Here is a 21,176-nt window from a genome sequence, read left to right on the forward strand (position 1 = left end):
TCGCCACCCCACCCCGCTCGCTGCGCGAGCGACCCTCCCCCTCCGGGGGAGGGTGACGTCAGGTGAGTTCTGTCTCCGCATCGATCTCGAGCCAGGCGCCGCGGTCGCGGGCGCGCCAGCTGACGATGCGATAGATCCGCGCGCCATCGCTGAAGCGATGTGCGCGGCTCAGCGCGACGCCGCCGCGCAGCGTGATGCTGACGCGCTGCACCGCGCGGGAATCGTCGGCGGTGACGCGGTCGCGCGCCGGATGCGGCGCGAGCTGCGCCCACAGCACGGCCTGCGCCGCGTAGTTGCGCACGACGCCGCCCTGGCCGTCATCGCTCTCGACCGGCGCCTCGAGGGTCAGGCGCGTGGTGAGTTTGCCGGGATCGCTCATAGCGCCGGCACCCGGAAGCTCGCGAGCATCGCCGCGACGCTGCCGGGCAGCATCGCCACGCTGCTGCCGACCGCGACCAGGCCGCGATTGTCGTACCAATGCGCCGCCAGCGTCCGCACCGCGTGGCGCAGCAGCTCGGGCACATCGGACGGCGATGCGCCAAAACCGAGCTCGACATCGAGCGCGATGCCGCGCCCCGGCTGCGGCAGCGCGTCGGCCGGCGCGATGATCACCCCGCCCGCGACATCGACCACGAAGCGGCCGACGTCGATCGCCTGCGCACCGCCGGCTGCACCGATCACCCGCGCGGCGGTGAGCGCGCGCAGCGGCCCGAGCCGCGGCCGAATCCGCCCGTCGCGCGGCCAGGACTCGTAACTCAGCCGCCAGCTCTGCAGCAGCAGCGCGCGGCGGGTCAGCGCCTCGACCTGGCCCCGCGCGGCGGCGAGCAGCGAGGCGATCACCGCGTCGTCGGCCTCGTGCTCGACGCGCAGAAACGCTTTCAATTCGGCGACGGTCCACGGCTCGACCGTCGGCCCCGTCAATAGCAGCGCGGCCATGCCGGCCTCCTTCGTCATGATCCGGTTGACAGCGGCGCCGCGGCGGGGCTGGTGAGGCGCATGCGCGCTTTCGCCCTCTCGCTGCTTCTCACCGCTCTTGCCACCCCCGCCGCCGCGATGGTCGGCGGCGCGCGCGAGGATGCGGCGCTCGGCCGCGCGGTGGTCACCATCGTCGGCTCGCGCGGCAATTTCTGTTCGGGCACGCTGATCGCGCCGGACCTGGTGCTGAGCGCCGCGCATTGCGTCGGCCCGGGCGCGGACTACAAGATCGTGCAGCTCGACGCGCAAAGGCAGCCGCAGCTGCGCGACATCCGCCGTGTCGCCGCGCATCCGTCGTTCGACATCAAGGCGGTGCTGGCGCATCGCGCCAGCGCCGACGTCGCGCTGCTGCAGCTCGCCGCCCCCCTGCCCGGCAAATCGCCGCTGCCGCTCGGCGCGCCGGGCGATCCGCTCGCGGCGGGCCAGAGCTTCACCGTCGCCGGCATCGGCGTCGCGATCCGCGGCGACGGCAAGAGCGGCGGCACCGTGCGCAGCGCCGCGCTGGTCGCCACCGGCCGCCCCGGCCGGCTGCAGATCCGCCTGGTCGATCCGGCAACCAACAACGCCCGCGACGGCCAGGGCGCCTGCACCGGCGATTCCGGCGGCCCGGCGCTGCAAGCGCAGGACGGCCGCGCCGTGATCATCGGCGTGGTGTCGTGGTCGACCGGCGCCGGCAACGCCGCCGGCTGCGGCGGCCTCACCGGCATCACGCCGCTGACGCTGTATCGCGACTGGATCGAGCGCACCGCGCAAAGCTGGGGCAGCGCGCTGGCAAGGTAGGCCCAGCGCTTTGCAGCCATCTCCCAGCTTCGCCAAGCAAACACCTCATCCTGAGTAGCCGGGGCGCCTCGAAGGATGGGCCGCGGGCATCGCGAGCGCATCGCGCGTGGCGCTCATGGTTCGAGACGCCCGGCTGCGCCGGGCTCCTCACCATGAGGGCTGCGGGTTGTGGCTGAGGCCGCCCCAGTCCGCCCCGCCTCCTTCAGCATTCATTAACCATGTTGCCGCACCGTGCCAGCTCAACCGGAGCCGACCCATGCGCCTCGCTGTCCTGCTGCTGCTTACTCTCGCCGCCGTGCCGGCGCGGGCGGCGGATCTGCCGATGCGCAGCAAGATCGGGCAAATCTTTGCCGAGCCGGAAGCGCGCGGCCGCGTCGCCGTCGTCGTTCAACCGCCGCAGGACACCATCAGCGCCTACCCGGTCTACGCGCCCGAGGTCGACATCCCGCCGCTGGTCAACGGCTATTACGGCAAGCCGAACTCCTATCACTACTTCAACTACTACGGCACGCCGGCGAGCGCGATCTACAGCCGCCTGCCCTATGCCTGCGGCTGGCACGGCTACTGCTAAGCCGCTGCCGCGACCGGGCACCCGCGCGGCGTCACGCCGTCAGCGCCGCGGCTTGCGCTTGGCCTTGCGCGGCGTGTCGACGCGCTGCCGCGGATACACCGCCGGCGGCGTCGTATACGGCTGCTGCAGCTGCTGCCGCGATTCCTGCAGCCGGCGCTGATAGCCCGGCGAATCCATGATACTCGGCGCCCCGCCGCGCGCGGCGGCCGGGCCGCTAGCGAAAGCGACCAGCGCCAGCGCGGCACAGGCGGCGGATAGTGTGATTGTTCGCTTCATGCGGTCCTCCCTCCCGCGGCAAATCCCGCGGCGCGCGATGGTTCCGCGACCGACCCGCGAGGGGTGCTGCCGGGCGGGTGAGCCGCAGCCCCCGCCGAGTCACATCGCCACGAGCATCGCACAGTGTGGTCGCTGGCGCTCGACCGATCCTACTGAGCCAAAAGCCGGCTCACCAGTCACTGCGACACATATGTGCCTTCGTCCAGCGCTCGCAGCATGCCGCGCGCGTCCGCGACCTGGGGCATGTATCCCGAGGCCACCACACTCTCCAGTGCGCTTCTGGCTTGATCAGGCGCAAGCGCGAGAAGCTGGATCGCCGCCATCAGCCGCACCTGAACGTTCTCGGACTGCAGTAGCGGCAGCAATGCCAAACGCTGATCGCCAGCACGCGACTTCAACTCGTCGCAGATAGCCACCATCTGCCCGAAAAGCCGATTATACCGCGACGCCTGCCAGCACCAACTCGCATCGCATTGCTCCGTCGTGATGGTTTCGAACAACGCGACGAGTTCCGACGTGGCTGCATCTTGATACCGAGTTCTCTTCGTCATGTGAGCGATCCGGTGTGCGGCCTCGGAAATCATGATCGCGCATGACGTCGCAATTTCCAAGGCTCCAGCCGGATAACGTATCGGGTAGATGGCGCGCCGATCAGGCGCGCCGTCCGATACTTCGTCAGCTCGCCGCGAACTTCAGCAGCTTGATCGCGTCGAAGTCCTGGACGCCGCCGCCGACGCGCTTGGTGGTGTAGAACAGCACGTAGGGCTTGGCGGAATACGGATCGCGTAGCACGCGGACGCCCTGGCGATCGACCACGAGATAACCGCGCAGGAAGTCGCCGAACGCCACGCTGAGCGAGTTCGCCGCGATGTTCGGCATGTCCTCGGCCTCGACCAGCGGGAAGACGCACACTCCTGCGTGTCCGGGAAGGTCCCGTCTTGCCGTCGCAACAACAATCAGCGACTTCTGCCCATAGTTGAGGCTGCAGCGCGATGCCGCAACATTAGAGCGTTGGGATGAAAAGATGCAGGTGGCAGTTAGGGCTTTAGCGGGCAACTGGGATTTGGGCTACGCGCTGGACAAACATATTATATCTAGCGTCTATCTTGGAAAGGACGAGCATGGGCATGACCGGTTCGACAACACTAGATCGGAGCCGGGCGAAGCGCTCTTCAAGCTCAAATACCGAAACGACTGGATGCAAGTGCAGCCGCTTGCGGAGCAGCTTCGCATTTCCCTGCTGCCGCTCCTTCCCGATGTCGGCCTGATCGTTCCGATGCCAGCCTCTGTAGAACGCCCGCGGCAACCCGTGACGGAGATCGCCCGCGAACTCGGACGATTGGCAAATATTCCCGTGTTTGAGACGATGGTGGTCAAAACGGCTGCTCCCGCGGGCGCACCGCAGCTCAAGAATTTGACCTCGAAAGATGAGAAAGCGGCTGCACTCGCCGGCCGTTTCGCGGTAAATGATGTGGTCACCAACGCTGGCCAATGGAACGCACTGCTGCTCGACGATCTGTTCTATACTGGCGCTTCGATGGAAGCTGTCTGCGCTGCCCTACGCACCTATCCGAAGATCGGAAAGATATACGCAGGCGCAATCATACAGGGACGTATCTCGTGACAACCGTGTTCATCGCAGGTTCGCTTTCAATCAGCCGCCTCGACGCCAGGGTTAGGCAGCGCATCGCGACCATCGCGGCATCCGACCTCGATGTCGTTGTCGGCGATGCGGACGGTGCCGACACGTCGATTCAGGCTTGCTTGGCAGAGAATGCTGCGCGCCGCGTGACGGTGTATTGCAGCGGAAACGAACCGCGTAACAATGTCGGCGGCTGGGCGGTGAGGTCCGTTCATCCAACGGCCACGCCGGGCAGTCGCGCATTCTTCACTGCGAAAGACCTCGAAATGGCTCGTGTTAGCGACGTCGGTCTGATGATCTGGGACAGCAAGAGCACCGGCACACTGAGCAACGTCATCGAACTCCTCGACCGCGACAAGAAAACCGTGGTGTTCGTCAACAAGATGAAGGATTTCGTTACCGTCGGCGATGTCGCGGGATTGGAGCATCTGCTGACGATGATGTCTAATAGTGCGCGCGCCAAGGCCGAGGACAAGGTCGGGCTCGGCGCGCGATTGCAGGGTCTGTCGCAAAAGCAACTTTCGTTGGCGATCTGATCAATTTGAGTAAGCGGGCCGGCCGTAGCCCGCTTTGAGCGCAGCATTTTGCGGGTGGCCGCGTCCGAGTGGCGCTTTGCTCGTCCGGGCCACAAGTCGGCGGTCGCCGCAAGGTGGGATGCGGCTCTGTACGCCCAACCCACCCAACGGTGCCGCGCCCGTGCGCTCAGCTCGCCGCGAACTTCAGCAGCTTGATCGCATCGAAGTCCTGGACGCCGCCGCCGACGCGCTTGGTGGTGTAGAACAGCACGTAGGGCTTGGCGGAATACGGATCGCGCAGCACGCGGACACCCTGGCGATCGACTACTAAATAACCGCGGAGGAAATCGCCGAACGCGACGCTGAGCGAGTTCGGCGCGATGTCCGGCATGTCCTCGGCCTCGACCAGCGGGAAGGTCATCAGCGAGGCGCGGCCGCCCGCCTGCGCCGGCGGCTGCCACAGATAGCTGCCGGTGGAGTCCTTGAACTTGCGGATCGCCGCCTGAGTCTTGCGGTTCATCACGAAGGCGCCGTTCTGCCGGTAGCCGGCCTTGAGCGCGTAGATCAGATCGACCAGCACGTCGGACGGATCGTCCTCCGGGAACGCGCCGGCGGCACCCGTCGCCACGTAACCGAGATTGCCCCAGCTCCACGAGCCGTTCGCCACCACCGGCGAGGCGAGAAATCCCTTCGGCTTGTTGACGCCGTCGCCGTGCACGAATGCCGCGCCCTCCTGCACCGCGAAGGTGAGTTCGACCTCCGAGGCGATCCACTCGTCGATGTTGACCGCGCTGTCGTCGAGCAGCGTCGCGGTCGCCGCCGGCATCGCGTACAGCTCCATCGCCGGGAACGACAACGCGTCGAGCGTCGGCGACGTCGTCTGCGTCCGCGCGTCGGTTTCGCCGACCCAGCCGGTCGCCGGCCCCGCCGTCATGAACGGCTTCTTGTAGACGCTGCCGGAAATCTCGCGAACCGACGCGATGGCGCGGATCGGCGAGATCGCCGCCAGCCGCGACGCGATCGCGTGCTCGAGTTCGACCGGCACCAGATAGCCGCCGTCCGGATTGGAGCCGATCGACAGCGCCTTGGTCTCGATCTGGCGCAGCGGCGCCGCATCGCCGGAGCGAACATAGGTCTCGAACGCGCTCTTGTGCTCGCGGCCTCCCGCGAAATAATCGGCGCGACGGCCATCGAGCTGCGGCCGCGCCTGCTTCAGCGCGTAGTCCTCGATCCGCTTCAGCCGCAAGTCGATCGCATCGGAGATGCGGTCGACCTTCTCCTCCAACAGCACGTCGCCGCGGCGGCGCTCGAGCGCGGCGAGCCGCTCGTCATTGGCGGCCTTGAACTCGTCGTGCGTGCGCAGCAGCTCGTCATGCATGTCGCGCTCCGACGCAAAGCCGGCCTTGGTCTCCGGCGCGGCGGTGTCGATGTCGTAGTCCATGGGGTTCTCCTGGTGGGCGTTGATGTCTGCACAAGCGAAAACGCCGCGGCGGGACGCCACGGCGTTGGATGTGATGACGGCGCGCCGGCGAACCGGCGCGATGGCAGTGAGATGCTACGGCTCTTCCGATGGGGTCAGAGCCAGGATCACGATCGCTCCTTCGGGACGCAATTCGACCCAGGCGCGGACGCGCGTCAGCTTGGCCGCGGTGTCGACCCTCAGCATGACACGGCGGTCGTTCGGAAAGATACCGACGCGCCGGTTCGGCGTCGGCAAAACGGCATCGAACACCGGATCGTTGGACATGGCAGGTTCGGCATCGGTCACCTCCAGCTTCGACGCCGGAGCGATCGGAACGACAAGTCCCGACGCCAAAGTCCGATCCGACAGCCAGGGATTGAACACGTCCGGACGGTCCGCCATCACCGCATTGTGGAGAAACAAGCGATCGACGCCCTCGGGCAGATCGGGCACGGCCCGCGTCGCCTGCTCGGTCGGCAGCATCGCCGGCAGCGCCGAGCGACTTGCGGGCGGACTGATCCCGATGATCACCGTCTCCGGCCATTTCGGATGGCTACGCCAGACCTCCACCAACGAGAGCGGCGGCGCCGGCATCCGGAGAAGAACCTCATCCCCGACCGTCGTGACGCGAACCTCGCCGTCAGGCACCCGCAGCAGCGAGACGAAATCCGCCGGCCGACCCGGATCGACCTCGGCGCTGTCGCCGAGCACGATCTGCGTCGGCCCGTCGATGTCCGGCATGCAGCCGAGGATGAGGCAGCTGTTCGATGCCGACACATACGCGCCCCAGGGCGGCGTCGGCATCACCATGTCTTGTTTGCTGTGCACGAACACGATGGAATTTGGTGGAGAGAAATTGATGGAGCTTATCACGGCCGTCCCCCACGAACATCCGCAGTGCCCGCCGGAGCCGCCGAGCGCCGCTCTTCCAGTCAATACGCTGGGCCGCGCTATCCGCGCTCCGCCTGCTTGCGCATCAGCCGCCGAACCTTCGCGGCCATCTCCTCGTTGTAATCGTCGATTGTCGTCCCGAACCGCATTTGCCGCAGATGCTGCGGCAACAGATCGTGCCGCAGCCGATCGATGATGCGGTCGTGCGTAATCTCCACCATCATCTCCCGCCAGACCGTTCGATCTTCGTGATCGAGAACATTCACTTCGATCGACCAATCGGGGAAGTCCGCGAGGATCGCCTGCAGCCGCATCAGAAGGTCAGGCTGTAACAGATCGAAATTCTTGAGCTCGACGAACTGCTCGTAGATGCCTTGGTCGAAATCAATCAGCCGATAATTTTCTCCGCGACGGCTGTAGCTTTGAAGCTCATGGTCGATCCGCGCATTCAGGAGCGGCCACTCGCGCGACTGATGATCTCCCTCGGTCACTGTCAGCCCCGCTGCTTCTCCATCGCCCCGGCGCAGTCGGCTACTCCGGGCGCGAGCCGAGATAGTGCAAATTGCAATATGGCAGCGGCAGAAACGAGCGCTTCAGGCCGTCGACGATCTCACCTTGCACCAGCGCGATCCCCATCCCTGGCCAATTAGTACCAGGCAGCGCCACCGACACGGTGATAGCGAAGCCCGGATATTCCCGCACCATGTCGCGCAAGGCGTAGATCACGGGCGGGTCGAGCAGGTCGAGAGTCGTAATCTCGACTTCCACCAGCGCAACGCCGAGGTCCTCGTCGACCACCCAGAAATCCTTCTTTCCGAACGGATCGATGAATTTGCCCAAGCTTTCGAAATACGCAATGACGCGCTCGCGCAGAGCGGTCCAAAGGGGCAAGAACTCTTCGCGCGTGTAACGAGTTTTGGAATTCGTCACAATCGCCTCCGCTATTTTCGAGCATAGTATAGCGGATCATCTGCCTTCGCACCTTTGACCTCGGGCGCCGACAAACAAGGAGCTTCATCGACTATCTTGGCGTCATCCAAACACCGCCAAGATTTGATCCGGCTCGCTCGGGTGGTTAGTCCAGATGCGCACACGAGTTACCGCCCCCGCGACAGGAATACGCAAGAGCACCTCGCGCTCAGAGGTCGATACTTCGATCGAGCCGCTCGGTGTCGCCACATCGCCAGAAAACGTCGGAATAGAATGAGCAGCGTCTTCCGCTGAGTCCGATGCCGTGAACTCAGTCTCGCCATCCATAAAACTCAAACAGCCCACGATGATACCGTTCTGCGACGCCCAAATTCGCGGCGCTTTCCCGTCGATTGGTGGGAGCTCCGCGCCGGCCGCATCTTCGATAAAGAATATCGAATTAGGGGGAGCTAATCGGCATGATTGCTTCATTGCGAACCTTTAACCTTCCGACCTTCCAACTTTGTCTCAAGCTACAGGCAACGCATTGAGGGTATAGCCGCTGCGCACTGCCGTCCAGGTTCAGAGCATTGGGATGCTGATCATCAAGGCAACGATTCCGCTCGTCATAGAGCGCGCCACATCGGGCCTGATCCAACGCTCGGCGTCCGGGCGCATCCAGCGCGCCGGGTTGGGCTGCATGAATCGCGCGCGCTGATACGCGGCGGTGCTCGCGGTGGAGCTCCACATCGGCGGGGCCTCGATTGTTGATCAGGAATACTGATGAAGCGCCGCTGCGCAGCGCGCCCCCTCTCCCGCTTGCGGGAGAGGGCTGGGGTGAGGGCGCCGCGGATCGCAGCGCTGCTACTTGTGCAAAGCTCCGCTCACGCCCGCGCGGCCGGTTATCCCCGCCAGCGCCGCCTTGCGGCCGGCGCGGGAGGCGAGTGTTGTCACTTGCCGCCCGCGCCGGATGGCCGGCGCCGGTGCATCCGCGGCGGCGGCCGATCCTGATCGTTGGTGGATAGGCGTGGCCGGCGACGCCGGCGGGCTCTGCACATTGCGCCAGGCCGCCTCGGCGGCGCGGCGCTGCGGCGAGGACGGTGGCCCCTGCTTCACCGCGCCGACGCGGGCGCCCTGCAGCAGCGGGAAGGTGACGATCGAGATCTCCCAGAGATCGACCTGATACAGCCGCCTCACCCGCGTCTTCGGATCGATCTGGCCGCGCACGGTGCGATAGCCGATCGACAGCCCGTCGATCGCGCCAGCGCGCAGCAATGCAAGGAGTTCACGACCGCGCGCCACGTCCGGGATCAGCCGGCCGCGCGCGCGCAGGCCGCGCCAGTCCTCGGCGAGCTCGAGCCAGACGCCGACCGGCTCGCTCGGGTCGTGCTGAAACAGCATCGGGATTTTGCGCAGGCCGCGGCTCTTCAGCGTCTGTGTGAAGGCGCCGGGCATCACCATGTCGCGCGCCTGATCGACGGCACCGAACAGGCTGGCATAGCCTTCGATGCTGCCGTCTTCGGCCAGCACCAATCGCGCCGGCGCCGGGCCAGCATCGGACAGCGGGGCAAGCATGAGCGCCTCGTCGATCAGCGGATGGAGGATGAGGTCGAGCGAAAGACGGCGAGCGATGAACACACCGTGCCCCGGACAAGCCGCGGCCCGCGGGGCCGTGGCGCCGATCCGGGGCCCCGGTTCAGCGACGCGCCGAAACACCAACCGGGGTCCCGCATCTGTGATGCACCGCTGCGCGCTGCATCTTCGTGCGGGACACGGGTTTGGTGGGCGTCGCCTACTTCGATTTCTTCTGGACGGTTACGAAACGTCTCTACGTGCCCCGGACAAGCCGCGACCCGCAGGGGCGCGACGCCGATCCGGGGCCCCGGTTCGCAACACACCGCGACGCTCAACCGGGGTCCCGCATCTACGATGCACCGCTGCGCGCTGCATCTTCGTGCGGGACACGGGTTTGGTGGGCGTCGCTACTTCGTCTCTACCGGATGATTACGAATCTGCTGCACGTGCCCCGGACAAGCTGCGGTACGCAGTACCGCTGCGCAGATCCGGGGCCCCGGTTCAGCGACGCGCCGAAACACCAACCGGGGTCCCGCATCTACGATGCACCGCTGCGCGCGGCATCTTCGTGCGAGACGCAGGAGGATCTGTTACTTCGCCCGCTTGCGCGACGGGCGCCGCGGGGTCGGCTTGCTCCGCGGGCGGCGCGCGGCGGAGCGCTGGGCCTGGTCGAGATGGCTGATGAATTCGCGAAACACCCGGGTCGGATCCTTGGCGGACTTGGTCTCGCTGCGGATCGACGTCATCACGCGGTGCAGCCGGTCCATCGGCTGAGCCTCATCGTTCATCGTGCCCCTCCTTCGTCGTCATGCTCCAGCGCGCTGCGCTCGCGCCGCCGGGCGCGGCGGTTGAACAATTCCAGCGCGTGGACGAAATCGTCGAAGCGTCGCGACGCCGCCGCGAGCTCGCGCAGCGCGAACCACAGCCCGGCCGAGGCCGCCGCCGCCCACAGCAGCAGCGCGAGATGCGCGAGGTCGCCGCGCTCGGTAAACGTCTTGATCACCTCGGACATCGGCCTCTCCCTGAGATGCGGACGCTGTACGCGTCCTGCTGATGAGTTTGCCGCCCTCACCCCAGCCGATCGCCGCCCTCCAGCGGCGCGTAGCCGACGGCTTCGCGTTTTTCGTTGAGGGTCAGGAACGGCGCGGCGGTGATGCGGTCCCACAGCGCGGCGCGGTCGCTGGCCAGCGCGTCGATCTGGTCGGTGTCGACGACGAGGCGCACGCTGTCGCCGAATTGCGGCGCCAGCCATTGCGCCAGCGCGTTGCCGGTGCGCGTCGCCAGCGGCAGCACGGTCTGGCGGACGAAGCTGCGGTTGGCTTCCTGATAGTTCGAGAACGTGTTGTCCCCCGGAATGCCGAGCAGCATCGGCGGCACGCCGAACGCCAGCGCGATTTCGCGCGCCGCCGCGTGCTTGGCTTCGAGGAAGTCCATGTCCTTCGGCGACAATGCCATCGGCTTCCAATCGAGCCCGCCTTCGAGCAGCAGCGGCCGGCCGGCATTGGCGGCGCCCTCATATGTCCGCTCCAGTTCCTGCTTGAGCCGGTCGAACTGCGTCTCGTTGAGCACCGCGCCCTCCGGCCCGGCATACAGCAGCGCGCCGGACGGCCGCGCCGAATTGTCGAGCAGCGCCTTGTTCCAGCGTGACGCGGCGTTGTGCGTATCGACCGCCGTGGCGGCGGCCTCGAGCGGCGCCAGGCCGTAGTGATCGTCGAGCGGATGAAACAGCGTCAGATGCAGGATCGACGGAATCGCGCCGTGCTGATCGAACCGCACGCTGCGGCCGCCGACGCTGTAGTCATAGGCCTCCGCCCAGCCGTCGGCGCCGGGCACCACCTTCATGCGGTCCGGCCGCAGCGCGTAGAGCTCGTGCACCTGATCGCCGAGCGCGACCGCCTCGAGATACGCATTGCCGGCGAGCAGCAGATGCGCCACCAGCGTCTCCCGCAGCGCCGCGCCGTCCTGCCGCGGATTGGGCCGCGCCAGCAGCAGCGCGAGCGGATGCGCTTCCTTCTCCTGCGCCCCGTCGAACACGGAGTACACGCAAGCCCCGACATGCTCGGCAATCAGTCGCACGCAGCGATGCACGATCGCATTGCGCAGATAGCCCTCGCGCGCCAGCCCGGCGTAGTCCCGCGGCGTCCACCGCGCGATGCCGCCGGCCTCGAATGCCAGCAGCCGCGCAGTGCGCGAGGCCTTGGTTTCGGGCGGCGCGAGATAGGCCTTGAGACGGTCGAACATAGGGAGATTCCATTGTTGACGAATGAGCTTGCGCACATGCTGCGGCACTCAGCGTCGTTGCTCCGCACCCGTCATTGCGAGGAGCGAAGCGACGAAGCAATCCAGCGCCGTGCTGGTCGCGCTGGATTGCTTCGCTTCGCTCGCAATGACGAGAAGCATCGATATCGTCGACGCCCTAGAGTGGCCTTCTCGCTTCACAGCACCCGTATCCGCGGCTCGGCCGCTTTCGGCTGCAGCGCCAGCGCATGCACGGCCCAGACCAGCGCGTCGAGGCGATCGGGGGAGCGGCCGTTCGATAGGCCGGTCAGGCCGAAGTCGCACATTTCGTCTTCGAGCGCGGGGAAGCAGCCGGCGTGGCGGACGCGGTCCTGCTCGTACAGCGCCGCGACCGGCTCGGCGCGCAGCCATTTGCCGCGCAGCGCGCGCACCGGGCGCACCGGGACGCCGGGGTCGATCTCGGTGATCACCGTGCGCACCATGTCGCCGCCCTGATTGACCTCGACCACCAGCACGTCGGCACTGAGCCGGCGCCACAGCGCGATCGCCTTGCTGGCCCACAGCGTCGGCGTCGCGGCGGCGACGCTGTCGTCGGCCAGCACGTAGACCACACCGCTCTCCGCGATGCCGGCCGCGACGATGCCGCAGCAATCGGCGCGCTTGGTCGCCGATGCCGGCGGATCGACCGCGACGACGATGCGCACCAGCGGCGGCGCATCAGTGACGCGGCAGCTCTCGATCAGCGCGCGCGACCACAGCGCGTCGGGCCGCTCCTCGACCAGTTCGCCGTCGATCTCCTGGCGGCCGAGCCGCGTGCCGGCGTAGCGCGTCAGCACCGCGTCGAGAAAGGTCGGCGCCAGGTTGAAGGCGTTGACCTGCGTCGGCGCCCGCGTCGTCACCGCCGCCGGATCGGCAAGTAATCGTTTCAGCAGCGCGGTCGGCCGCGGCGTGGTGGTGATCAGCTGGCGCGGCTGCGATCCGAGCCGCAGGCCGAATTGCAGCATGTCGAACGCCGCTTCCGCGTAGCGCCACTTCGCCATCTCGTCGGACCAGGCGCAGGAGAATTGCGGGCCGCGCAGGCTTTCCGGATCGTCGGCCGAGAACGCCTGCGCCACCGCGCCGTTGCTCCATTCCAGCCGCTTGCGCGACGGCTGCCATTGCGGCCGCTGATCGGGCGGATGCACCGCCAGGAGGCCGGAGACGCCCTCGATCATCACTTCGCGGACGTCGTGCTCGGTCTCGCCGACCAGCGCGATGCGCGCGGCTGGCTCGCTGGCGAATGGCGGCAGGCCGAGCGCCTGGCAGCGGATCCATTCGGCACCGCCGCGGGTCTTGCCGGCGCCGCGGCCGCCGATCATCAGCCAGGTCAGCCACGGCCGGCCGTTCGGCGCGAAGTCCGGCGGGCGCTGGTGATCGTGCGCGAACACGTCCCACTGCGCGTCGAGAAATGCCAGCTCGGCTTCACTCATCCCCTGCAGCAGGTAGCTCCGCTGCGCCTGCGACCATCTGCTCCAATCGTCGCGAAAGCGCCCGCCTGAGCTCGTCGAGATCTCGGGGAATGGCATCGTCATCGCGTGCCCTCTTGCGGTCCTCGTCGCTGCGCAGCTTGCGCAGTTCGGCCAGCGTGCGCGCCAGCGACGCCAAGGTGCGGGCGCGGCGTTCGGCCTCGGTGCGCTGCGCCTGCTTCAAATGATGGCCGCCGACGATCACGCCGATCTGGGTGATCTCGCGTTCGACCGCGCGACTGACGCTGTCGATCAGCGACACGCCGCTCTCGGGCGGCGGATCGTCGAGCTTGTCGACCGCGGTCCGGGTGACGCCGCTCGGCCCGCGCCGGCGCGGCGCCTCCGCCGCGTCAGTTGCACCATCCTTCGCCGCGGCTTCCGGCTCGGCCAAGACCGGCGGCTCGTCTTGCACGGCCAGGGGCTGCTCGGGCACTGACGTGTTGCTTGGCACCTCGGCCACCGCGGCGGCCGCATCGTCGACTGACGCTTTCGCGCGCGGCGATCTGGTCGGCGCAGCTTTCCGCGCCGTTGCCTTCCCGGATGCCGGCGTCTTGGCTCCGGACGTCTCGGATGCCAGTTTCTTGGATGCCGGCTTCCTGGATGCGGGCGTCCTGGATGCGGGCATCCTGGATGCGGACGTTCCGGTCCCGGATAGTTTGGACGCAGAGATTCTGGGCGTGATCGCCTTGTCGGCGCTGGCGTTGGGCGCGCTCTCGTCAACGCGCTTGGTGGTCGCGCGCTTGGCGGCCTTGGCGGGCGCCGCCGACTTGGCCGACCTGCTCGCAGTCTTGGTCTTGCGCGCCAGCACACGCGCCACGCGTTCACGCCCGTCTGTGTCGGAGGGATCAATCCGGATCGCTTCGTCGACCGGCTTGGCGCACACGGCGAGCGTCGCGTCCCGCGCGGCGACGGGTCCGGCCGTGGCGCGACGGGCCGATCGTGCAGCCGGTTTGACGGCTGCCGGCTGGGAACGAGTCCTGGGCATGAGAGAAGTCCGTTGCCTGCCCGCTCACGACGAAGCGGGCTGAAAACACAAAGGCCCCGCGCGCGCATGATCTGCGCGGCGCAGGGCCTTTGCTAAAAACGGGGAGCCGGCTTGATCAGCCGGCCGCGATCCGCGCGGCCTCGGAGGCGGCGCGCTGCATGCTGCTCGACATTTCGCTCGTCACCGTGCTCTGCTCTTCGACCGCGGCGGCAGTCGATGTGACGTATTCGCTGACGTCGTTGATGGCCTGCTTGATCGCATTCAGCGCCCCGGCGACGTCGCCCGAAATGATATTCAGGCTGCTGATCTCCTCGCCGATCTTGTCGGTGGCCTGCTTGGCCTGGTTGGCGAGGTTCTTGACCTCGGCCGCCACCACGGCGAAGCCGCGCCCCGCCTCGCCGGCCCGCGCGGATTCGATCGTGGCGTTGAGCGCCAGCAGGTTGATCTGCCCGGTGATGTTGTTGATCAATTCGACGATGCCGCTCATCGATTGCGCTGCGCTGTTGAGGCGCTGTGCCTGGGCGTCGGCATTGGCCACGCGTTCCACCGCACCGGCGGCCGTCTGGCGCGACTTGGTCATGGTCTCGGAAATCTCCCGCACCGAAGTGTTGAGTTCTTCGGCGCCGGCCGCCACGGTCTCCATCATGCCGCGAACCTGTTCGTTGCCGATCCGGGCCAGGACCTGCTTGGTCACGTCGGTGGCGAACTTCACGACCTTGAACGGCCTGCCGTTCAGATCCAGGATCGGATTGTACGACGCCTGGATATAGACCTCGCGGCCTCCCTTGGCGATGCGCTTGTACTCCGCCGCCTGATACTCGCCGCGGTTCAGCGACGCCCAGAAGGCGTGATAGGCGTTGCCGTCGCGCTCCGCCGGATCGACGAACATGCTGTGATGCTTGTTCTTGATCTCGGCCATGGTGTAGCCGAACGTGTGCAGGAAATTGTCGTTGGCCATCAGCACACGGCCGTCCATGTCGAATTCGATCACCGCCTGCGATTTGCGGATGGCCTCGATCTGCCCGGCCATGTCGGCGTTCTTCAGCTTCTGCTCGGTGACGTCGGTGGCGAACTTCACCACTTTGGCCGGCTTGCCCTTGTCGTCGAAGATCGGATTGTAGGACGCCTGCAGCCAGATCTCGCGGCCGCCCTTGCCGATCCGCTTGTATTCGGCCGCCTGGTACTCGCCGCGATTGAGCGCCGCCCAGAATTCCCGATAAGCGGGGCTGTCCCGCATAGCAGGCTCGACGAACATGCTGTGGTGCTTGCCCTGAATCTCGTCGAGCGAGTAGCCGATCGTCTTCAGGAAGTTCTCGTTCGCGGTCCGCACCGTGCCGTCCATGTTGAACTCGATTACCGCCTGGGAGCGGTTGGCGGCGGCGACCTGCCCGGCGAAATCCAGATTCTGGAGCCGGATCGCCGCATCGGCCCACTCGACGACGACGCCGGCGCGGCTGCCGTTCTGGTTGTTGAGCGGCGTCGCGATCAGGTCGAACACCCGCGGCCCGATCTTGATCGTGGCGCGGTGCACCGAGCTGAGGTTCTTCAGCATCTGCCGCTGATGGCTGGGGTTCTTGTGAAAGCCGTCGATATTGGTACCGACCAGCGTATCGACGTTGAAGTTCGGCAGCTCTTTGCGCAGATCGCTTTCGGCATCGCGCAGCAGCGCCGTGACCGAATCGTTCATATAGACGATGTCGAGATTGGCATCCGACACCATGATATTGGCGCGAACCGCCTTGGCGGCCATCAATGTCAGGGCAGTCGCGTCGTTCCTGGATTTGCGGCCGAACATGGTGTCTCCTGCTCAAAGCGACGCGGCAGTTGCCGTCGATGACATTGGTTGTCGTTTTGAGCGGGAAGTTCCAACAATCAATTAAGTATACGCCCGGTAGAACTACCGACCGGCACCATGACCTGGGGCAGATACTTGGTCGGGCGTCGCAGAGGCCGCCACGACGATTACGTGCCTCAGGTAGGCTCTCGATCGGCGATCAGTCGCCGATCGACCATCGATCGATCATTCGACTATCTGAACCAGACGAACCAGATCACGCCGAGGATCAGGATGGCCAGCCCGGTGCTCGCCATCATCAGTGCCAGCACGGACGGCCCGCGCTCTCCCTGCCTCACCTCTGTGGCGGTTTCGACCACCCGGCTCGGATCCTTCGGTGCCATTGCTGCCCTCCCTGCTGATCACGATGCCCGAGGGCACCCTCCCAGCGGCCAACGCAGAGGCACTCGCGATGTTCCGGCATCGATGCGTGGGCCGGAGTCGGCAGGATTCGCGCATCGCGCCGCCGGTTCACAGCAGCTCGTCCCGAAACCCAATTGTGGAGCATGCCCGGACCGTACTGCGGCAGCGTCACGCTGTCAAGGACTTTTTTCCTGAGAACCATTCGCCGCGAGCGCGATGCGCGCCCCGGCCACGCTGCCACAGGTTTGCCGCAAGAGTTTCGGACGCCGCCGGAAGGTCCCGCGGTCAGCCCATCAGCAGGAGGAGCAACAGGCCGATGATCGGCGTCACCGCCAGGAAGACGGCCGCGATCATCAATCCAGCCACGATGTCACGCCCGGTCAGCCAGCCGAGCGAAGCTGGATGGAAGTCGGTCTGCTGCATGATGCCCCCGCATGTTGGTTCCGTGCGAAGGCGTTGATAGTCGAGGTCTCTGAAGATTCGCGCAGCCCATTCGCACGAATTTGCGGAGGGCCGAAGGACGTTGCTTAACCATCCGCGCGGCGCCGCACAGGCGCAGCCGATGCGCCGCGCGTCGCGAACTACTGAAGGGCGTTGTTGACCGCGGTGTAGCTGGTGTTGAGCTTGTCGCCGATCGAATTGACCGCGGTCACGATCACCAGCGCAATGCCGGCGGCGATCAGGGCGTATTCGATCGCCGTGGCGCCGTCGTTAGCGGAAATAAATCTTGAAATCAGGCGTCGCACGCTCGCCTCCTGGATGATGCCGTCGCAGGCCATAGCGGCTTCTGCCGCGGTGGGCAGAAACTACGCGCCGAGTGGTTACTGGAGAGTTGAGACGGTTTCAGAATTGGAACCGGCGGAGCAACTCTCGTCAGCCGGTGCCGGCGACGCCGAACGGATCGGGCTGCGTCGGCGCGAGGCCGGCGCTCGGCATCGTCAGCACGCCGCGGCGGTCGACCAGCGCGTTGTGGAACTGATCGAGCACGAGGTTGAACGGCGCCAGATCGTCGATCGCGCCATCGTCGTACAGATCCAGCATGTCTCGGACGATGTGGTCGATCTCGTGCTGCATCGCGTCGAGCTGGTCGAGCGATTCCGCCTTGCGCGCCTTGGCGACCAGCGCCAGCGCATGATCGCGCATCCGCGTGCCGACCGCGCGCTCGTCGCGCGTGACGTAGGAGCGAAACCACGCTCCGGCCGAGCCGAGGCCGGACAGCAGCACGATCAGTCCCCAGATGTAATCGCTGTTACGCTCCATGAAGGTGCGCTCGGTGCCGTCGATGAACGCCGCCGCGCCGCGATGCGCCGGCAGCGCAGCCGCCTTGTCGGTGTCGGGCGCCTCGATCTTGCCGGCGATCGGGAGTTCACGCGCGAGCTGCTGCCGCGCCGAAAAGATCTGCCTTGTGAGCTGCGTGATGGTGACGCTCGACAGGGCCTTCTTGGCGATGATCAGATGATTGACGCTGACGGTGTCGACCTTGTCCTCCGGCCGCGCCGGCGACGTCGAGAAGATGCTGCCGGGGATCTCCTCGGAGTCGTAGATCGGATACTTCTTGGCGATCGCGTCACCGACGTCGATCGGCAGGAAGCGCGGTTCGCCGCGCGCCTTGGCGGTGGCAGCGATCGCCTCCGCCGTCGTCTTGCTGTCGAGCGGCCCGACCGCGAGATAAGCCGACAGCGAGTCATCGCGCGCCATCTCGGCGATCTGGCCGGTCGAGAACTGCTCGGTCTGCACCTTGTCGGGCGCGACGCCGGACTCGCTCAGGATGACGTGGAGCAGCTTGACGTTGGCGGGCGTGCGTCCGATGACGCCGACCTTGCGACCGGCAAGATCGGCGATGCTCTTCACCGCGCCGGATTTCCGGGTCTTGCCTGGCACCGCCCACAACGTCACCATGTTCTTGCGCAGGATCGCGACCGCCTGCGCGTCACTCGGCAGATCGAGGTCGCCACGCGTCACCGCCAGATCGGCCTGTCCCTTGTTCCACGCGGTGAGGCTCGGCGACGCGCCGTCGGTGACCACGGGCGTCAGCCGCACCGCGCTGTGGTCGCGCGCGAAAGTCTGCGCCAGCGCCTGGATCAGCTTGAGATCGTCGCTGCCGGGAGGCCCCACCGCGATCCGCAGCGTCACCGGCCGCAGTTCGTAGAACAGCAGGCCGAGCGTTCCGACGACGAGCATCAGCACCGTCACCACCGTGGCGAGCATCAGCCGGGCGCGGTTGCGCCGCCGCCGCTTGCGCAGGGATTCGCTGCTGCCGTCAGGCGATGCCATCGCTGCTACTCGGTGTCGTCATCTGCGCTACCCGGACCGTTTGGCGAGCGCCATGCGCCGCTCGCCGGGCGGATTTGCGGCAGACTACTCGTTTTCCCGCGAAGCTGCAGGAATTCCGCGCGGCAGGCTTAATCGGGCGTCGCTGCGGGCGACCGCCGCCTACTCCGCCATCTCGAGCGGCGGCGGATCGCTCTGCTCCGGGCCGGCGAGCTTGCGCTCTTCCATGATGGCCACGCAGGTCGCCGAGGCCGCCAGCATCACCGCGGCCGCGGCGAACACCCAGCGGAACGCCGCCACCATGTCGGCCGCCGCCACGCTGCCGATCGCGTGACGATGCTCGGCGCCGCCGAGTTGCAGTTCGCCACCGAACGCGATCAGCAGCACTGCGGTGAACGCCGCCACCGTGAAGGACGCCATCAGCGCCCGGAAGAAGTTCATCGCCCCGGTCGCGGTGCCGATCTGCGGCCGCGCCACGGCGTTCTGGATCGACACCACGGTGACCGGGAACACGGTGCCGAGTCCGATCGAAAACAGCGACAGCAACGCCAGAAACAGCCACAGCGGCAGCGGCGTCAACACGGCGATCGCCGCCATCATCAGGCCGGAGAACGAGGTGCCGAGGATGGCGATCCGCTTGTAGCGCTCGACCTTCACCATCGCACGCCCGGTGAACGCCGCGCCGAGCACCGAGACCGCGGCGATCGGGATCAGCGCCAGGCCGGACTGGCTGGCGCTGAGGTGATACACCGCCTCGTAGTACAACGGCATGTGCACGGTGAGGCCGATCATCGCGCCCATCGCGAAGCCGCCGGCCGCCATCGCCCACGGCACCACCGTTCCGCTCATCAGCTGCAGCGGCAGGAACGGCTCGGGCGCCCGCAGCGCATGCCAGATGAAGCTGGTCGCGAGCAGCACGGCGCCGCCGGCGAGCGCCAGGATGGTCGGCGACAACCACGCGAAGCGCGTTCCACCCCAGGTCAGCACCAGCATCACCGCCAGCGCCGAGGCCATCAGCAGCACGCCGCCGAGCCAGTCGACCTTGCGGCGGCGGTGATAGACCGGGATCTTCGCCATCTTGGGCAGCAGCAGCGCCAGCGCGCCCACCGCCAGCGGCAGGTTGATCCAGAAGATCATCGACCAGTGCAGATGCTCGGCGAAAGCGCCGCCGAGGATCGGCCCGCCGATCCCGGCCGAGACCCAGACGCCGGAGAAGTACGCCTGATACTGGCCGCGCTCGCGCGGCGTCACCACGTCGGAAATCACCGTCTGCACGATCGGCATGATGCCGCCGCCACCGAGGCCCTGCAGCGCGCGGCCAAGGATCAGCACGAGCAGGCTCGGCGCCAGTGCACACATCACCGATCCGGCGATGAACAGGCTGAGCGAGGCGATGATCGTCGCGCGGCGGCCATAGATATCGGCGAGGCTGCCGAACACCGGCGCCACCGCGGTCGAGGACAACAGATAAGCGGTGATCACCCACGACAGGTTCTCGACGTCGCCGAACTGCCGGCCGATCGTCGGCAGCGCGGTGGCGACGATGGTCTGGTCGAGCGCGGCCAGGAACATCGCCAGCAGCAGGCTCAGCAGGATGGCACGGACCTCGCCCTGCGTCAGCGGGCTGGCCGGCGCCAGCGGCGGCGCCTCGCCGAAATCGATCACCTCGGTCGGGATGTGCGAGAGTTCCGCCGCCGCTTCATCGGACAGGAGATGCCGGCCGACCGGCTCGCGGCTTTGGGGCTCGGGCATGCTCATGCGGGCGCAGAATCTCGTCGGCGGGAGGTCGGGGGAATTAGCTGCCGAAGTCAGTACCCCAACGAGCGCCGCACCGGCAGTCGTCGCGGCGCATGGGTGGCTCGCGCCGGTCGCGGGCGCCGCGCTTCGCGATCCGCAGCATCGTTCCGCACTGCGGAAACACGATGCGGCAGTGCCTGGCCAGCGCCGAGGCGCTCACCTGCCCTTCGCGAACGGGATGTACTTCTGATATTCCTTCGGCACCGAGCTGCGATAGCGCTCCGGCACGGTGCGGGTGTCGATCGCGTGGTGGATTTCCTCACGGCGGGTCATCGGCTTCGCCGGTTTCGTCGGTCCCGGCTTGGCGGCCGCGCCGGACGCCTGCGGTGGGGCCTTTGCCGCCTCGTGCTTTCCACCGGCCTGCGTCCAGGCGACCGACGGGCTTGCCATCACCACCGTCGCCCCGATCACCGCCAGCAACCTCGCACGCACGCCCATCGAAACTCCTTCCGGATCGAGCAGACTTGCTGAGAACCTACCGCAAGATTCGCGGATCGGCTCGTCCTGAATTGTGACGGCGCCGCGATCTCGCGTGGTGGCTTCTCCCATCCGACCGCAACTGCGCACCGTTCAGCTTACCAAATTGC

The 21,176-nt window shown here is 66.8% G+C and carries 27 protein-coding genes and 1 pseudogene; 5 read left to right on the top strand and 23 right to left on the bottom strand.

All coding sequences use genetic code 11. The features are described 5' to 3' along the window. Positions 1 to 58: 58 nt before the first annotated feature. Together IP86_RS06865 and IP86_RS06870 are read right to left on the bottom strand one after the other, a co-directional pair. Complete coding sequence (locus IP86_RS06865; RefSeq protein WP_054161775.1) at positions 59 to 379, bottom strand: head-tail adaptor protein; 321 nt, start codon at positions 377 to 379, stop codon at positions 59 to 61. After that, complete coding sequence (locus IP86_RS06870; RefSeq protein WP_054161776.1) at positions 376 to 936, bottom strand: head-tail connector protein; 561 nt, start codon at positions 934 to 936, stop codon at positions 376 to 378. The genes IP86_RS06865 and IP86_RS06870 overlap by 4 nt, the downstream gene beginning before the upstream one ends. Positions 937 to 996: 60 nt before the next feature. Between IP86_RS06870 and IP86_RS06875 the strand changes: the two genes are divergently transcribed. Then, entirely contained in the window at positions 997 to 1,755 is a 759-nt protein-coding gene (locus tag IP86_RS06875; RefSeq protein ID WP_054161777.1) for a S1 family peptidase, read from the top strand. A 256-nt stretch (positions 1,756 to 2,011) separates the two neighbouring features. Then, complete coding sequence (locus IP86_RS06880) at positions 2,012 to 2,326, top strand: hypothetical protein (RefSeq protein ID WP_054161778.1); 315 nt, start codon at positions 2,012 to 2,014, stop codon at positions 2,324 to 2,326. A 39-nt stretch (positions 2,327 to 2,365) separates the two neighbouring features. Here the strand turns inward: IP86_RS06880 and IP86_RS06885 are convergent, their stop codons facing one another. From IP86_RS06885 to IP86_RS06895, 3 genes and pseudogenes are all read right to left on the bottom strand, one after another. Continuing rightward, positions 2,366 to 2,602, bottom strand: a complete 237-nt coding sequence (locus IP86_RS06885; RefSeq protein ID WP_054161779.1) for a hypothetical protein — start codon at positions 2,600 to 2,602, stop codon at positions 2,366 to 2,368. A gap of 176 nt (positions 2,603 to 2,778) precedes the next feature. Further along, positions 2,779 to 3,153: a DUF2019 domain-containing protein gene (locus tag IP86_RS06890; protein ID WP_054161803.1), complete on the bottom strand. Its 375-nt coding sequence runs from the start codon at positions 3,151 to 3,153 to the stop codon at positions 2,779 to 2,781. 124 nt (positions 3,154 to 3,277) lie between these two features. Further along, positions 3,278 to 3,511, bottom strand: a pseudogene (locus IP86_RS06895) (phage major capsid protein); the annotation flags it as partial. Between the two features lie 115 nt (positions 3,512 to 3,626). Here IP86_RS06895 and IP86_RS06900 point away from each other — a divergent pair. Together IP86_RS06900 and IP86_RS06905 are read left to right on the top strand one after the other, a co-directional pair. Further along, positions 3,627 to 4,226, top strand: coding sequence for a ComF family protein (locus tag IP86_RS06900; protein ID WP_054161781.1), 600 nt, complete (start codon positions 3,627 to 3,629; stop codon positions 4,224 to 4,226). Further along, positions 4,223 to 4,780 (top strand): hypothetical protein, encoded by a 558-nt coding sequence (locus IP86_RS06905; RefSeq protein ID WP_054161782.1) that lies wholly within the window; start codon positions 4,223 to 4,225, stop codon positions 4,778 to 4,780. Before IP86_RS06900 ends, IP86_RS06905 begins: the two co-directional genes overlap by 4 nt. A 166-nt stretch (positions 4,781 to 4,946) precedes the next feature. Here IP86_RS06905 and IP86_RS06910 read toward each other — a convergent pair whose 3' ends face one another. The 5 genes from IP86_RS06910 to IP86_RS28565 form a co-directional block, all read right to left on the bottom strand. Next, entirely contained in the window at positions 4,947 to 6,200 is a 1,254-nt protein-coding gene (locus tag IP86_RS06910) for a phage major capsid protein (RefSeq protein WP_054161783.1), read from the bottom strand. 114 nt (positions 6,201 to 6,314) lie between these two features. Then, a complete protein-coding gene (locus IP86_RS06915; RefSeq protein ID WP_156332420.1) occupies positions 6,315 to 7,025 on the bottom strand; it encodes a hypothetical protein in 711 nt (236 codons plus the stop codon). A 146-nt stretch (positions 7,026 to 7,171) separates the two neighbouring features. Further along, positions 7,172 to 7,603: a hypothetical protein gene (locus IP86_RS06920; RefSeq protein ID WP_054161785.1), complete on the bottom strand. Its 432-nt coding sequence runs from the start codon at positions 7,601 to 7,603 to the stop codon at positions 7,172 to 7,174. Between the two features lie 40 nt (positions 7,604 to 7,643). Next, positions 7,644 to 8,003, bottom strand: coding sequence for a hypothetical protein (locus tag IP86_RS06925; RefSeq protein WP_156332421.1), 360 nt, complete (start codon positions 8,001 to 8,003; stop codon positions 7,644 to 7,646). A gap of 141 nt (positions 8,004 to 8,144) precedes the next feature. Continuing rightward, positions 8,145 to 8,513 carry a hypothetical protein gene (locus IP86_RS28565; RefSeq protein WP_156332422.1) on the bottom strand — a complete coding sequence of 123 codons (369 nt, stop codon included), beginning with the start codon at positions 8,511 to 8,513 and terminating at the stop codon, positions 8,145 to 8,147. Between the two features lie 103 nt (positions 8,514 to 8,616). On the opposite strand from IP86_RS28565, the gene IP86_RS29585 reads away from it, so the two are divergent. Continuing rightward, positions 8,617 to 8,739 (top strand): hypothetical protein, encoded by a 123-nt coding sequence (locus IP86_RS29585; RefSeq protein ID WP_283804771.1) that lies wholly within the window; start codon positions 8,617 to 8,619, stop codon positions 8,737 to 8,739. A gap of 146 nt (positions 8,740 to 8,885) precedes the next feature. On the opposite strand, the gene IP86_RS06930 is transcribed toward IP86_RS29585, so the two are convergent. The 13 genes from IP86_RS06930 to IP86_RS06985 form a co-directional block, all read right to left on the bottom strand. Further along, complete coding sequence (locus IP86_RS06930; RefSeq protein ID WP_054161804.1) at positions 8,886 to 9,596, bottom strand: HK97 family phage prohead protease; 711 nt, start codon at positions 9,594 to 9,596, stop codon at positions 8,886 to 8,888. Between the two features lie 590 nt (positions 9,597 to 10,186). Then, complete coding sequence (locus tag IP86_RS06935; protein WP_054161787.1) at positions 10,187 to 10,384, bottom strand: hypothetical protein; 198 nt, start codon at positions 10,382 to 10,384, stop codon at positions 10,187 to 10,189. Beyond that, complete coding sequence (locus IP86_RS06940) at positions 10,381 to 10,608, bottom strand: hypothetical protein (protein WP_054161788.1); 228 nt, start codon at positions 10,606 to 10,608, stop codon at positions 10,381 to 10,383. The genes IP86_RS06935 and IP86_RS06940 overlap by 4 nt, the downstream gene beginning before the upstream one ends. Positions 10,609 to 10,664: 56 nt before the next feature. Further along, a complete protein-coding gene (locus tag IP86_RS06945) occupies positions 10,665 to 11,837 on the bottom strand; it encodes a phage portal protein (protein WP_054161789.1) in 1,173 nt (390 codons plus the stop codon). A gap of 194 nt (positions 11,838 to 12,031) precedes the next feature. Next, positions 12,032 to 13,303 (bottom strand): DNA-packaging protein, encoded by a 1,272-nt coding sequence (locus IP86_RS06950; RefSeq protein WP_054161790.1) that lies wholly within the window; start codon positions 13,301 to 13,303, stop codon positions 12,032 to 12,034. Continuing rightward, on the bottom strand, positions 13,296 to 14,324 hold the full coding sequence (locus tag IP86_RS28570; RefSeq protein ID WP_156332423.1) for a hypothetical protein: 1,029 nt from the start codon (positions 14,322 to 14,324) through the stop codon (positions 13,296 to 13,298). Before IP86_RS28570 ends, IP86_RS06950 begins: the two co-directional genes overlap by 8 nt. Before the next feature lie 115 nt (positions 14,325 to 14,439). After that, positions 14,440 to 16,119, bottom strand: coding sequence for a methyl-accepting chemotaxis protein (locus IP86_RS06965; RefSeq protein ID WP_054161793.1), 1,680 nt, complete (start codon positions 16,117 to 16,119; stop codon positions 14,440 to 14,442). A gap of 233 nt (positions 16,120 to 16,352) precedes the next feature. Next, a complete protein-coding gene (locus tag IP86_RS28995) occupies positions 16,353 to 16,502 on the bottom strand; it encodes a hypothetical protein (RefSeq protein WP_197279667.1) in 150 nt (49 codons plus the stop codon). 304 nt (positions 16,503 to 16,806) lie between these two features. Then, positions 16,807 to 16,944 carry a twin-arginine translocation pathway signal protein gene (locus IP86_RS28575; protein WP_156332424.1) on the bottom strand — a complete coding sequence of 46 codons (138 nt, stop codon included), beginning with the start codon at positions 16,942 to 16,944 and terminating at the stop codon, positions 16,807 to 16,809. Positions 16,945 to 17,102: 158 nt separating this feature from the next. Then, positions 17,103 to 17,267, bottom strand: coding sequence for a Flp family type IVb pilin (locus IP86_RS06970; protein WP_082363873.1), 165 nt, complete (start codon positions 17,265 to 17,267; stop codon positions 17,103 to 17,105). A 127-nt stretch (positions 17,268 to 17,394) separates the two neighbouring features. Further along, positions 17,395 to 18,795, bottom strand: a complete 1,401-nt coding sequence (locus tag IP86_RS06975) for a TAXI family TRAP transporter solute-binding subunit (protein ID WP_054161795.1) — start codon at positions 18,793 to 18,795, stop codon at positions 17,395 to 17,397. Positions 18,796 to 18,954: 159 nt separating this feature from the next. After that, positions 18,955 to 20,550 (bottom strand): MDR family MFS transporter, encoded by a 1,596-nt coding sequence (locus IP86_RS06980; protein WP_054161796.1) that lies wholly within the window; start codon positions 20,548 to 20,550, stop codon positions 18,955 to 18,957. 195 nt (positions 20,551 to 20,745) lie between these two features. Beyond that, entirely contained in the window at positions 20,746 to 21,027 is a 282-nt protein-coding gene (locus IP86_RS06985; RefSeq protein ID WP_054161797.1) for a hypothetical protein, read from the bottom strand. Positions 21,028 to 21,176 lie beyond the last annotated feature (149 nt).

The organism is Rhodopseudomonas sp. AAP120, assembly GCF_001295845.1.
Lineage (GTDB): Bacteria > Pseudomonadota > Alphaproteobacteria > Rhizobiales > Xanthobacteraceae > Rhodopseudomonas.